The organism is Marinobacter salinisoli, assembly GCF_017301335.1.
Lineage (GTDB): Bacteria > Pseudomonadota > Gammaproteobacteria > Pseudomonadales > Oleiphilaceae > Marinobacter > Marinobacter salinisoli.
In genome coordinates this window covers 1,981,386-1,994,157 of record NZ_CP071247.1, presented here as the reverse complement: position 1 = coordinate 1,994,157, position 12,772 = coordinate 1,981,386, and the positions used below count along the sequence as shown (strand labels likewise).

Here is a 12,772-nt window from a genome sequence, read left to right as displayed (position 1 = left end):
CCGGCAACCAACAATATCCCGAAATAACAAATTGCTATCCCTGACCAACTTGTCTGACAATACCACCCATGACGGACACACTTTTGAAGCCACCCACACCACGCAACGCACTTGGTGACATCAGCGTTTTTTACGCCTCGGTCCTGCTGCGCGCGGCCGCCGCAGAGGGCGTGAACACCAAAGCGCTCATGGACGAATTCAGCCTGAGCGAACAGACGCTGAATTCGTCGGCCGCCAGGATCAGCATCCCCCGCTTCATGCGCCTGGGGCAGGCTGCAATAGCACGCAGTGGCAACCACGCCCTGGGCTTGCGCATGGGCGCGCTGACACGCCCGCTTGACGCAGGCATTGCCGGCCTGGCTGGCCAGTCCGCCAGCACCGTGGGTGACGGCCTCCAAACACTGATCCGCTACGCACTTCTGACCAGCCAGAACAGTCGCGGACGGCCATCAGTTCGGGTGGGGAACCATCAAGCCGCGTTTTATTCCATCCGCCCCTACAACGCATTTAACTACTTTGTGGTGGATTCGGTGTTGGCGGGCTGGACCCAGTTTGTCCGCACCATCACCGGCCGATATGAAGTTCTGGAGAGGGTCGACATCGAATATCGCTCAATCGGCCAGGACGAGGTGTTTGAAAGCTGGTTCCGGTGTCCTGTTCTGTTCGGTGCGGAAGAAAACGCCATCACCCTGAAACCCGAGATCTGGAGCACGCCCTCGCTCCAGGCCCAGCCAGCCATGCACGCATATCTGATTGACAACTGTGAGCGCGAACTGGCTCTGATTGAACGGGGCTGGAGCATGGCCGACCGGGTTCAGCATTTGCTGACCCCTCTGATGCAGGGTGAGACACCGGACCTGGACACCATCGCCACCAAACTTGGCCTGACGCCGTGGACACTGCAACGCCACCTGGCGGCAGAAGGTACCGGATTCCGGGAGTTGGTGAACCGCACGAGAAAGCAACTGGCGGCCGATTACATTCGGGAAACCAACACGTCGCTGGCCGAGATTGCCTGGCTACTGGGTTTCGCCAACCCGCCGGCATTCCACAAGGCTTACCGGCGCTGGTACGGCATCAGCCCCGGTGAGCATCGGAATCGATTGGAAAGGAAAATCTAGATTTCGACGGCATCATCACAGCCTTCGTCGTCATCAAACTCTTCAAATTGACTTTCGAGCAACTCCTCAATGTAGTCGGACATGCCTTGTCTCCTGACGCTTTGTACACAGGAAAGTCTAGACAAAGATCATGACGATAGCGTGACGTTTTGAGGAAATGCTCAAGAAAAATTGACCTGGGCCAATTGAGCAAGAAAAGAAATTCGGGAAGTAAAAATGGCGGAGCGGACGGGACTCGAACCCGCGACCCCCGGCGTGACAGGCCGGTATTCTAACCAACTGAACTACCGCTCCGCGTTGATCACCACCGTGCCCCTGTCCGGGCCTGCAATCTCGGGCGAGAGTGCTCGGTGACAACGAGGGCGCATTATAAAGACGCCCTTAATTATGTCAACGCTTTTCCAGAAAAAAATTCTCACGCGCTGTTTGCGGCCGTGTTGTTACATGGCATCTACCAGCGCGTCTTTCCCCTGCGCGGTTTTACGGTACTCGATCGGTGTCATGTTTGACCACCGCTTGAACGCACGATAGAAGGTGCTGGGCTCGGAAAATCCGGTCAGGTAGACAATCTCGTCAATGGACTCGTCGGTAGTCGCCAGCAGCTGTCGCGCAAGCCGGTAGCGAAACTCCGCCAACACCTGGTTGAAGCTGGTTTCTGCTTCGGTCAGCCGGGTGCGCAGGGTCCGGGCCTTGATACCCAAGCGCTCCGCGACCGCATCGAGCGTCACCTCACCGCTATCGAGCAGCTCCGCAACAATGCGCTCCACCTGCCCGACAATATCTTTCTTCTCCAGACGGGCCACCTGCTCGCTGGCAAAGCGCTCGTGCAGGTCCAGAAGCTCCGGCTCAGCATGGGGCGACGGATGGGCCAGCGCACTGGCCGGGAAATACAGGCGATTTTCCGGGGCGCCAAACGTCACCTCACAACCGAGTACTTCGGCGACGTGGTCCTGACGTTCATCCCGGTCGTGTTCAAACTCAACGCGCGAGGGCTGGAAGGAACCGTCGGTGATGGAGCGGAAGAAGGTGATCAGCCCCAGAACGAAGCATTCGTTGAAGTGTTTCAGACGCCGGACATCTTCCGAGGCTGTGTCCAGCACCATGCAGGCGTTTTCACCCTCAATAAAGAAGTCAGTTTTTGCCGCGTCACTTAACAGGCGTTGATAGTTCTGGGCCCGACGCAATCCCTCGCCAAAATTGGGGCTACTCAGGAAAAGATACTCGAGCACCTGGCCTTTGTAGGCCGGCAATCGCTGACCGAGGTGAAGACCGATGTCGGGATCGCCAGACACGTCCTCAACCACCTGCCAGAAGTAGAGCTGCGCGCTGTGGGGGGTACGCAAATGCTCGGTATAAACATAATTTTCGTCCACGCCCAGGCGTGTGAAAATCGCATCGGTATCCACACCGTGCTTTTTCATCGCCTCGTAAATCAGGCGCAACATCACTCCTGCGTCACGAAGTTCCTGCATAAGATCCCGCTTTTTTTTGTTTAATTCCACTTTGACCCGACAGACCTATGCCGGGGCACGCCAAGTCAATGCTCGGCCTGACAACCTTTGCCAGACTGAAGGTCATTTGCTTTGAAGCTTTCAGGACTCACGCCCGATATTAGAGCATATCAGGCCACAGACGCACAGTTGTACCAGAATAACAACACGACCGGTACTGAGTGGTCAGCACAGCCCGCACAGTTTGGAGAAAACCCGCAACCCGGAGAACATGGCCATGCCTGATACCCGCACTTACCAGTTCACCTCGCCCGGCCTCCTGCCCCTCTACACCAGGGCCCTGAGGCCGGGCCGCAGTGCTCCCAGCAGTGACATTCAACTGCCCCGGCTGTCCGCCTCGCTGGTCGGCGCACGCAGCGCGGGCTACAACCTCACCCGCTATGCCCGAGTTTGCGGTTTCGCCCCGAGCCTGAATCTGCCGATCACCTGGCCTCACGTCATGGCCTTTCCGCTGCAGATGAAGGTGCTGACGGAAAAGGAATTTCCGCTTCCCCTGCTGGGCTTGGTTCACCTGCGCAACAGCATTACTCAGCACCGGGCAATCGGAACCGGAGAGCCCCTGGATCTGCGTGTCTGCCTCGGCGAACAGAGCAGAACCAGCCGCGGTATCGAATTTGAATTGCTCACTGAGGCCATCGCCTGCGGTGACAAGGTGTGGGAGGAGTGCAGCACACTCCTGTTCCGGATTGCGAACCAGGACTCGCGCAAAGCCTCATCCACTCGCCACCCCCCCGAAATGCCAGATTACCCGCATCAGCAGACAATCAACGCACCGGCGGATACTGGACGGCAATACGCCCGGGTATCGAGCGACAGCAACCCGATACATCTGTACGCCATGACCGCAAAAGCCTTTGGATTCCCGCGGGCCATCGCCCACGGCATGTGGAGCAAGGCCAGGGTGCTGGCAACGCTTCAAAGTCAGGAAGGCTGGAAAGAGGGTCCGGTACGGGTGAACTGCCACTTCAAGAAACCGCTGTTCTTACCGGGGCAGGCACAACTCCAATGGCAAGCCGGCCCTTCGGAATGGCCATTTCAGCTGGTAAACGAGAAAGGCGACGCTCCGCACCTGAGCGGGAGCATCGAATGGCTGCAGGCCTGAGGCTGTGAAGGGCAGCCTTAACGCGCGCCGTCTGCGGCCGCGCTACCAGTGCCCTCGCCTGCTACAGGAAGCGTGAAGTAAAAACAGGCACCGCCGTCTTCCGGGCGATCGAATCCGATATCACCGCCCTGGGCCTGAATCAGGGACCGACAGGTTGCCAGACCAATACCCATGCCATCGGACTTTGTGGTGTAGAACGGCAGAAAAAGATTGTCCTCGGCATCCGGTGGCAAGCCGACTCCGTGATCCCGCACCTGAACCCGCACAGTACCGGCTCCATCCAGGCTGGCGCTGACTTTCACAGGCTCGGCCACATCGGCACTTCGGGTCGCCTCAAGGGCGTTACGGATCAGGTTAAGCGCCACCTGCTGGACCTGAACGGGGTCCGCCATGACGTCCGGCAGAGACTCCGGCAACAGCAGCTCAATGCCACCTTCATTATTTCGCATGTCAACTTCGGCAAACTGCCGGGTGTCCTCAAGCAACGCCGGCACGGAGAGCACTTCCTTGCCCGTCGCAGGCTTTTTCACGAACCGTCGGATACGACGAATAATCTCGCTTGCCCGGTGCGACTGCGCCTCGATCTTGTCCATCGTTTCGCCCAGCAGAGTGATGTCCGGCGCATCCTGCTTGCTCATGATGCGCTTCGCGACACGAGCGTAGTTAGTGATGGCGGTCAGAGGCTGGTTCACCTCATGGGCGAATCCGGCCGCCATTTCCCCCATGGTGGTTAACCGCGAGGTATGAGCCAACTGGTCCCGCTGCTCCTGCACCAGCGCCTGGGCTTCTTCCAGCGCGGCTTCGTTTTCGAGGTCCGCAGTGATATCCCGGAACACCACCACAGCCCCATGCAATTCTTCATTGTCCAGCTTCGGGGTAGCGCGATATTCCGCCGGGAAGCTGGTGCCATCAGCCCGGGACATAGGAATGTTGCGCTGATTTTCTGCCACACCCTGTTGGCAGGTAGCGTGCACGGGAAGGTCTGCAGCCTCGGATGCATCCGGGAAATGTAGCTCGAAGAAGTTCCGCCCGATCAGCTCATCTACCGAACTGCGGACAATCAGTGCTGCGGCCGGGTTTACGAATTCGATATTACCGCGCTCATCCAGACCATAAATGCCCTCACTGATTGAGTTCAGTATGCGGGTCTGATCACTCTGGAGTTCACGATTGCGGGCCTGGAGCTGGCGCTCAAGCCGGATGACCTGGGCGTGGGTTTTCACCCGGGCAATGACTTCCAGAGACTGGAACGGCTTGGAGATGTAATCGGCCCCTCCCAGCGAGAAGCCTTTTACCTTGGCTTGCAGATCATCAAGGGCAGAAAGGAACACGACGGCACAGTCGGCGGTTTCCGGATTGGCTTTCAGGCGCTGACACACCTCATAGCCGTCCATTTCCGGCATCATGATGTCCAGCAGAATGACTTCCGGATGGTGGCGGTGCGCGAGATCCAGAGCTTTCTCGCCTTCATTGGCGATTAGCAGGCGATAGCCTTTGTCTTTCAGGGTCTCATAGAGAACTTTGAGGTTCTGTGGGTTGTCGTCCACCAACAGAACCGTGATCTCCGAGTTCGCACTGTCAGATTCAGTCATATTAACGGGGGCCGGATTAGAAACGTCTCCGTATCATGACGGCAACATTACCGCGCGTCGATAAGGTCCTTTACGGACAATACCATACGAACCAAATGCGCTAGCGAATGAGTCCCCATTTTGTGCATCACACGGGAACGGTGAATCTCAACCGTGCGCTGACTGATTTCCAGCTCAATGGCAATAACCTTGTTCGCCTGACCGGCGATCATTCGATCCATGATCTCGTGCTCACGCGGCGTGAGGGTTTTGATCCGGCGGATGATTTCCTGTTTTTCGTCGAGGGATTTGCGCTGCTCGCGATCCTGCGCCAGTGCTGCCTCAATCTTTTCCAGCAGAGCTTCCTCCCGGTAGGGCTTCTGGATGAAGTCCACCGCGCCCTCTTTCATGGCATCCACCGCCATGGGCACATCGCCGTGTCCGGTCACAAAGATAATGGGCAGTATGGAGTGCTTGTCGTTAAGCTTTTTCTGAAGCTCCATACCATCCATGCCTGGCATACGAATATCCAGCACGATACACCCGGCCATTTTGTCGGAGTACTCTTTGAGAAATGCGGTCGCATTCTCGAAGGTTTCTACCGATTTTCCGTCGGATTTCAGCAGCAGCTCCAGTGAATCACGAACCGCTTCATCGTCCTCTACTACGTATACCGTCTGCTGGATATCAGTCATCTGTGTGATCTCTCCTGTCCCTTTTTTTATTGGGTCCCTCAATGAATAGAGGGATCCTTGTGTTCATCACGGGCGTTTTCCTGCCGTTCATGTTCGCGCATTTTTTCCAGCCGCTGCTGAATGATGCCAAACACACTCTGTTTCGGATACCGCCCGTTCTCGTCGGCCTTACCCGCCGGTTTGCCGAGCATCAGGCTAACGGCCTCCTCCAGATGGCTGACCGCATACACCACAAACTTCCCTTCGCGAACCGCCTGCACCACCTCGCGATCCAGCATGAGATTCTGCACGTTACTGTGCGGAACAATGACGCCCTGCGTACCGGTGAGCCCGCCTTTTAACTCACAGGTGGCGAAAAAGCCTTCCACTTTCTCGTTCACACCGCCGATGGGCTGGACATCACCAAACTGGTTTACGGAGCCGGTCATCGCCAGATCCTGCCTGACCGGAATACCCGCCAGCGAGGAGATCAGGGCACACAATTCAGCCATCGAGGCGCTGTCGCCATCGACCTCACCATAGTTCTGCTCAAAGGTGATACTTGCCGAGAGATGCATAGGATCATTAACGGCAAAATGCGACGCCAGCCAGGAAGTGAGTATCATCACCCCCTTGGAATGGATGTTACCACCCAGCTTTGCATCCCGCTCAATATCCATCACTGCCCCATCTCCATAGTAGCAGGTTGCAGTGATACGGTTTGGCAGGCCAAATTCGAAACCTCCGGTGGACAGCACCGACAGCGCATTGACCTGCCCAATGCGGGTTCCGGCGGTATCCACCAGCGTCGACCCATCCCGGATCGAATCGTAAAGCTGATCGCGGATCCGGCTGCTGCGGTAACGGGCACTTTCCAGCGCCTGTTCCACATGCTGGTCACCGATCAGCTTCGCGCCGGCCTGGCGCGCCCAGAAATCAGACTCCCGCAACAGGTTGGCGATATCGGCCGCATGCAGCGAGAGCCGGTCCTGGTGCTCGGCGACCCGGGCACTGTATTCGATCACCCGGGCCACGGCCTTGTTGTTGCAGTGCAACAGTTTTTTCTCACTCACCAGGCTGGCAATGAACTTTGAGTACAGCAGCTGGCTCTCATCGGAGCGGTGCATTTCGTTTTCAAAATCCGCCGTCACCCGGAACAACTCGGAGAACTCAGAATCGTATTCCTGCAACAGCATCCAGGTTTCCCGGTCACCGAACAGAACAATTTTGACATCCAGGGGCACCGCCTCGGGCTCAATCGAGATGGTGCCCGACAGGGTCATCTCACGCTCAAGGGAGTTGATCTGCAGGGAACGGGAGCGCAGGGCCCGCTTGAGCCCGTCCCAGACATAAGGCTGCTCAAGTACCTTAATGGCATCCATCAGCAGGTAGCCGCCGTTGGCCCGGTGCAGGCTGCCGGGACGAATCAACGAGTAATCGGTAAACACCGTGCCTTTGTAGGTCACGTTCTCCACGTAACCGAACAGGTTGTGGTAGTTAGGATTGTCCTCCACCACCACAGGCACTTCGTTGGTCTTCTGATGCACCAGCAGGTTGATCAGATAGCGCCGGGGCATTTTCTTGTCGAGCGATGCGTAGGCGATGGCCGCCTGCTCGTCGTTCTCGTCGAGAAAAACATCGAGGTTTTCGACCAAATCTTCCCGAACGGATTCGAAAAAGGCACCAACATCCGGGAGATCACGGTATTTTTCAATCAGCTCATCAATCTGGTGCCCGGAAACACTTTCCAGGGTTTCCTTATTCAGCGCCTGGTACTTGTCGGCGTACTCCTGTTCCCAGTCCGCCAATTTCCGCAGGCACTGACGGAGCTTCTTTTCCAGGTTGTTGATGTCGTCTTCGAACTTGGCACGCTGCTCGTCGGTCAGCGCCTGAAAGCTTTCCGCGGTATGGGGCTCATCACCGTTCATCGCCACCAGACGGTACCCGCCGGGCGTCGTCACCGTCAGGCTGACTTTCTTGCGTTTGGCCTGGGCGGCGATCTTTTCCAGTTCGTCTTCCTGCTTCTTGGCCAGCTCGTTTTTGAGCTGTTCCGAGCGTTCGAGAAAGCTGTCGCTGTCAAAGGTTTGCGGAATCACCTTGACCAGCCGGCTCATCAACTTTTCCATGTCCTGCCTGAGTTGAGCGCCCTTGCCGGCGGGCAGCTTGAGCAGGCGCGGAACCCTGGGGTCTTCAAAGTTAGCCACATAGCACCAGTCATGAGCCATCTGGTCGGTGTCGACGTGGTGCTCGAGATAGCGCAGCATCATTGTGCGCTTACCCAACCCGTTCCGTCCGACCGCGTAGACGTTGTATCCGCCTTGCGGCATCGCAAGAGCGAATCGCACCGCCTCCTGAGCACGGTTCTGCCCGACAATCTCGGACAACGGCTCTAACTGCCGGGTGGTTTTGAAAGGCAGGTCTTTGAGAACGCAGGCTTTATACAGCTGGTGCAGGGGCAATGACTTCAAGGTTTGATCCTGTAACGTTTGTCGCTTTGGCCGGACATTGTAGAGTCTGCAACGGCTTGTGTCGCGTGTGGCCGGGTAATTCAGGCTTGGTTAGCCTGCTCATCATAAATGACAAGTGTTTCACACTTTCAGCAAGACGCATTTTCAGACAAATGTTCCAGATCTACACTTTGATTTCGGTCTCCGTTTCAACTCCGGGAGGGCTCCTGCCGGTGAGAACAACAACGAGCAATGGAATCGCCGTGATGACCAAGGACACCAAGGATCGCAGAATCAAGCAGCGCTATCCGGCATCCTGCCTGAAAGTTCAGCTGCGCGAACGGAGTTTTTTCGGCCGAAGCAAAGCGCCGACGGCCGTTACCTGCCTGGATCTGAATCGCTACGGCATGGCCGTCCTCTGCCCTCGGCCCATTGACGCGGGTGTTCGCTTAAGCCTCGATTTTGACGGCAAATACATCAACGAGTCCCGCGTTTCTGCCAGGGTTGTACGGTGCCAGCGCTTCCAGACCGGCTACCGGTTAAGCCTGCAATTCAGCTACTGCCTTGAGCAGAAGAGCTATTCCCGGGCGGTCGACAACGCCCTGTCCCGGATCGAAGCGTTCTATAACCGCTACGCCAGTTGATTGACGATCAAATCAGGCCAGCGTCCAGGCTGGCGGCCATGTACAGGCCCAGTTCCCGGCACTGGTCTTCGAACTCGTCCCGATATTCGCCCCGACAGATCAATGGCTCCTGCATCCGCTTCCAGCGCAATCCGGTTGCGATACTCTCTATAGCGCGACGGGTACCGGTTCCGTCATGCCCGGCTCGAATGTAATAGGCAAAAGGCAGGGCCTGGGTCTGCTCCAGACAGGGGTAATAGCTGCGGTCGAAAAAGTCTTTCAGCGCGCCACTCATGTACCCCAGGTTCTCGCTCGTTCCGAGAATAATGGCGTCGCAAGCGAGCACGTCTTCCGGTCCGGCATCAAGGGGGGCCAGAACGGTCACATCGACGTTCTCAATGTCTTGGTGGCGAGCGCCTTGCTCTACTGCCTCGCGGAGTTTGAGCGTATTCGGGGAAGGCGCATGGGCCACGACCAGAAGCTTTCTGCGATTTCCCATGGTGACTCCTGAAGTCCTCGTGATGCCAGTACCCTACGCCGTAGATCAGTGCGTTACAACGGCCCCTGACAGCCCCATAAGCCTTTGGGTTCTCAGACCAGCTGTCCGATCAGATCGCCAAAGGCCCAGATAATCGTGCCGTAACAGGTCAGAGAGATGGTCACCCGGGTGGAGGTGTGTATGGATTGCCGGAATTCCCGCGACACCGTCTCGACCGATGGGGTTCGCAACAGGGGCCAGTACTCCACAAGAAGCCCCATGACAACGATGATCGCTCCGGCCCGGGGCAGCAGGGTCCAGTCGTCGTAATAGACGCTGGCGGCGGCAAACCCCATGGTCAGCGCCGCCGCCATCACGATACAGAGTAAATGCCGCACGGTTGTGCCCTCCGATCGCTGTGCATTAAATACCGAAATTCGCTCTTTTTACTGACCCAGAACTTCCGCCAGTGTTTCACCCGTCGCCCCGGACGGCTGTTTGGCGCCAATCAGAGCGGAAAGCGTGGGCGCAATGTCGTAGGGTGTGATCGCCCGGCTGATGGTCGCGGGCTTCAAGCCATAGCCGGCAAAAATCACCGGGACGTGGGTATCGTAACGCCAGGGGGAGCCGTGCACCGACGCCACTTCCAGGCCATCAAAATCATTGATGAACACATTGGGCTCGAACACCACGTAGATATCGCCGGAGCGTTTCGGGTGGTAGTTATGAAGCACGGAATCGATCACCGGAATACCGGGAAAGGCGCCTGTGCGCAGCGCCGAACTGGGTATGGCCGCCGCAATTCCATCAAGCTGCATCAGCGCAGAGGCGAACGCTTGCTCAACCCGCCCCCTATCCACACCCTGCTCCGCCATGAGCTGCTGATCGAGGTAAATGTACGGTTGGAAAAACGCTTCCACCAACTGACCTTCGATGCCCAGAGTTTTTTTCAACTCTGAGAAGACCGGCAACTTGTCCACGCCCTCGACATCGAAATAGGCCGCCCCCTGGAAACCCCGGGCATGGAGGTGTCCGGGCACCTCTGGCTGGCCGTGGTCCGCAGACAGCACAATCAGCGTGCGCTCAAGACCAACCGCATCATCCACGAAGGCCAGCAGGTCTGATAAGGTCCGGTCCAACCTGGCCAGGTTGTCTTCCGATTCCAGACTCGACGCGCCAAAAACGTGGCCCACGTAGTCGGTGGACGAAAAGCTCACCGACAGGTAATCGGTAAGACGATCCTGGCCAAGCGCTTCGGCGCGGATCAGCGCCTTGGTGAAATCCAGTGTGAGCTCATCACCGGCAGGGCTTAGGGTCAGGCGGGTGGTGAAATACTTGTCATCGCCCTCCCCCCATGGGTGCGGGAAGGTGCGGCCGAAACCCGGGAAATCGGTTTCATAATCCTGATCGTCGGCCTTGCCGAACAGGTATTCGCTCGCGCTGTGAAGCAGGCTCCAGGACTTACCTGCGTAGGTTTGCGCGAGCTGCTTTTCGTTCCACTCCCGTACCCAATCGGGGTATGCGTCGTAGTAATAATTGCTGGTAACGAACTCGCCGCTGGCCTTGGAAAACCAGAACGCCTTGCCGGTTTGCCCCGCCAGGGACACGGCTCCACGGTCTTTGACCGACACTCCGAAGATCCTCGACTGACCATTGAAGTGCAGCGCCAGCTCGTCACTGAATGTCGACGTCAGAATCGCCTTGGGAGAACGGCCATCTGCCGAGGCCGCCTTCTGTGTCGGATCAATTTCCGTTTGGTCGTCTACGTCTGCCCCGGCCGTCAGCAGCCGGTAGTCTGCATCCTCTATGTTGTATACCAGACGTTCCTGCTCACGATCGAACCAGACATTGCCGATCATGCCATGACGCGAAGGCGTGGTACCGGTGGCCAACGACACATGGCCGACGATGGTTTCGGTGTTGGCGTGCTGGTAGTTGGCGTTGTTGTAGGTGATGCCGTTATCCCAAAGCCACCGGAATCCGCTTTCGCCAAGTACTGCCCGATACCGCTCAGGCATATCGGCCCGCAAGGCATCCACTGTGATTTGCAGGATCAACCTCGGCGGTTCGCGCTCTTCTGCCAGAACAGGCGCCAAGGGGAAAGCACTGAAAAGACAGCTGATCAGAGCTGCCTGTGAGAGAAGACGGTGTGACCGAATCATGCGGATACCCTGCGTGGTGAAGCGTCCCTTGAACGCAATCGCTACCACCACTCCCCCTACCAGACGGAAACACCAACGCGATGCGTGTATTCAGTAAATCAGAGAATGACCGACATTCAAGTAACCCCCAAAGCCTGCCGACAGGTTCAGGCTAAGCATGGCTGGTCCGCCTCTTCCAGCAACCAATCGCGGAACAGTGTCGCTATGGGCCGCTCGGTCCCGGCGCCGGCACTGACCGCGTAGTATGCTTGGCCGCAGCTGAGTCGCTGATCCAGGGCGACCACCAGTTTTCCGGCAGCCAGCTCGGCCTGGTGGAGTTCCGGGCTGCCCAGCAATACACCTTGACCGGCAATGGCGGCTTCCAGCGTCAGCAATCCGTTTCCGAAGCGCAGCTCCCGAAACGGGCCACTCTCGCTGCCTTGCTGAGCAAACCAGGCCTTCCAGCCGCAGGGCTGATCCAGCCGGGTGAGCGTGCTGTCACTGAGTAACGGCAAACCGCCCAATTCATCGATTCTCGCGACCTTGCTGGCAAGTTCGGGCGCGCACATGGGGCTCAGTTCCACGTCCATCAGATGCTGGACCGAGAGCCCGCTGTACCGGCCAAAGCCGAGGCGAACCGAGACGTCGATGCCCGCGCGTTTGAGATCGTTCACACCAAAGCTGGTATCCACTCCCCGGTCAACGGTGTGGAGGCTCGCCTGCAGGCGCACTTCAGCCTCGGGGCAACGGGCGTAGAACCGGTGCAAACGCGGCACAATCCACTTTGTGGCAAACAGGGGCTCGGAACAGACGGTGACAACCAGGCTTTGCTCGCCATGGGAACGAATCCGGTCTACTGCCCGGCCCAGGGCCTGAAATCCCTCCTGCAGATCGGGCAGAGCCACTCGCGCGGCTGAGGTCAGGGTGACCCGGCGGTGGTGGCGAACAAACAGCTCTATGCCCAGATAGTCTTCCAGTGCCTTGATCTGATGGCTGATGGCTGCCGGCGTGACGTTGAGTTCCTTGGCCGCCGCAGCGAAACTGCCGGTTCGCGCAGCGACTTCAAAGTAAGACAGCGCTATCAGTGGCGGGAGTCGGGACAAA

11 protein-coding genes and 1 tRNA gene are annotated in these 12,772 nt (G+C 57.7%); 3 read left to right on the top strand and 9 right to left on the bottom strand.

Annotation, left to right across the window (positions count from 1 at the left end; genetic code table 11):
• Window positions 1–68: 68 nt before the first annotated feature.
• Window positions 69–1,121 carry an AraC family transcriptional regulator gene (locus LPB19_RS09100; protein ID WP_206642615.1) on the top strand — a complete coding sequence of 351 codons (1,053 nt, stop codon included), beginning with the start codon at window positions 69–71 and terminating at the stop codon, window positions 1,119–1,121.
• A gap of 217 nt (window positions 1,122–1,338) precedes the next feature.
• On the opposite strand, the gene LPB19_RS09095 is transcribed toward LPB19_RS09100, so the two are convergent.
• Both LPB19_RS09095 and LPB19_RS09090 read right to left on the bottom strand, forming a co-directional pair.
• A tRNA-Asp gene (locus tag LPB19_RS09095) sits at window positions 1,339–1,415 on the bottom strand.
• Window positions 1,416–1,561: 146 nt separating this feature from the next.
• A complete protein-coding gene (locus LPB19_RS09090) occupies window positions 1,562–2,593 on the bottom strand; it encodes an AraC family transcriptional regulator (RefSeq protein WP_206642614.1) in 1,032 nt (343 codons plus the stop codon).
• Between the two features lie 256 nt (window positions 2,594–2,849).
• Between LPB19_RS09090 and LPB19_RS09085 the strand changes: the two genes are divergently transcribed.
• Entirely contained in the window at window positions 2,850–3,734 is an 885-nt protein-coding gene (locus tag LPB19_RS09085) for a MaoC/PaaZ C-terminal domain-containing protein (RefSeq protein ID WP_206642613.1), read from the top strand.
• Between the two features lie 17 nt (window positions 3,735–3,751).
• Here the strand turns inward: LPB19_RS09085 and LPB19_RS09080 are convergent, their stop codons facing one another.
• The 3 genes from LPB19_RS09080 to LPB19_RS09070 are packed head-to-tail and all read right to left on the bottom strand — an operon-like array spanning window position 3,752 to window position 8,447.
• Window positions 3,752–5,326 (bottom strand): ATP-binding response regulator, encoded by a 1,575-nt coding sequence (locus tag LPB19_RS09080; RefSeq protein WP_206642612.1) that lies wholly within the window; start codon window positions 5,324–5,326, stop codon window positions 3,752–3,754.
• Between the two features lie 47 nt (window positions 5,327–5,373).
• A complete protein-coding gene (gene fixJ, locus LPB19_RS09075) occupies window positions 5,374–6,000 on the bottom strand; it encodes a response regulator FixJ (protein ID WP_206642611.1) in 627 nt (208 codons plus the stop codon).
• Window positions 6,001–6,038: 38 nt separating this feature from the next.
• A complete protein-coding gene (locus tag LPB19_RS09070) occupies window positions 6,039–8,447 on the bottom strand; it encodes a Lon protease family protein (protein WP_206642610.1) in 2,409 nt (802 codons plus the stop codon).
• Window positions 8,448–8,659: 212 nt separating this feature from the next.
• On the opposite strand from LPB19_RS09070, the gene LPB19_RS09065 reads away from it, so the two are divergent.
• The gene (locus LPB19_RS09065; protein ID WP_228289074.1) at window positions 8,660–9,070 is read left to right on the top strand and encodes a PilZ domain-containing protein; all 411 of its coding nucleotides are present in this window, start codon (window positions 8,660–8,662) and stop codon (window positions 9,068–9,070) included.
• A 7-nt stretch (window positions 9,071–9,077) separates the two neighbouring features.
• Here the strand turns inward: LPB19_RS09065 and LPB19_RS09060 are convergent, their stop codons facing one another.
• From LPB19_RS09060 to LPB19_RS09045, 4 genes are all read right to left on the bottom strand, one after another.
• Window positions 9,078–9,548: a flavodoxin family protein gene (locus LPB19_RS09060; RefSeq protein ID WP_206642609.1), complete on the bottom strand. Its 471-nt coding sequence runs from the start codon at window positions 9,546–9,548 to the stop codon at window positions 9,078–9,080.
• Between the two features lie 92 nt (window positions 9,549–9,640).
• The gene (locus tag LPB19_RS09055; RefSeq protein WP_206642608.1) at window positions 9,641–9,925 is read right to left on the bottom strand and encodes a hypothetical protein; all 285 of its coding nucleotides are present in this window, start codon (window positions 9,923–9,925) and stop codon (window positions 9,641–9,643) included.
• A 48-nt stretch (window positions 9,926–9,973) separates the two neighbouring features.
• The gene (locus LPB19_RS09050) at window positions 9,974–11,740 is read right to left on the bottom strand and encodes an alkaline phosphatase family protein (RefSeq protein ID WP_228289073.1); all 1,767 of its coding nucleotides are present in this window, start codon (window positions 11,738–11,740) and stop codon (window positions 9,974–9,976) included.
• Window positions 11,741–11,835: 95 nt separating this feature from the next.
• Window positions 11,836–12,771: a LysR family transcriptional regulator gene (locus LPB19_RS09045; RefSeq protein ID WP_206642607.1), complete on the bottom strand. Its 936-nt coding sequence runs from the start codon at window positions 12,769–12,771 to the stop codon at window positions 11,836–11,838.
• Between the last annotated feature and the right edge of the window lies 1 nt (window position 12,772).

Excerpts from the sequence above, each read along its gene's own strand:
- LPB19_RS09100 (WP_206642615.1), top strand. The coding sequence starts at position 69 with ATGACGGACACACTTTTGAAGCCACCCACACCACGCAACGCACTTGGT.
- LPB19_RS09090 (WP_206642614.1), bottom strand. The coding sequence starts at position 2,593 with ATGCAGGAACTTCGTGACGCAGGAGTGATGTTGCGCCTGATTTACGAG.
- LPB19_RS09085 (WP_206642613.1), top strand. The coding sequence starts at position 2,850 with ATGCCTGATACCCGCACTTACCAGTTCACCTCGCCCGGCCTCCTGCCC.
- LPB19_RS09080 (WP_206642612.1), bottom strand. The coding sequence starts at position 5,326 with ATGACTGAATCTGACAGTGCGAACTCGGAGATCACGGTTCTGTTGGTG.
- fixJ (WP_206642611.1), bottom strand. The coding sequence starts at position 6,000 with ATGACTGATATCCAGCAGACGGTATACGTAGTAGAGGACGATGAAGCG.
- LPB19_RS09060 (WP_206642609.1), bottom strand. The coding sequence starts at position 9,548 with ATGGGAAATCGCAGAAAGCTTCTGGTCGTGGCCCATGCGCCTTCCCCG.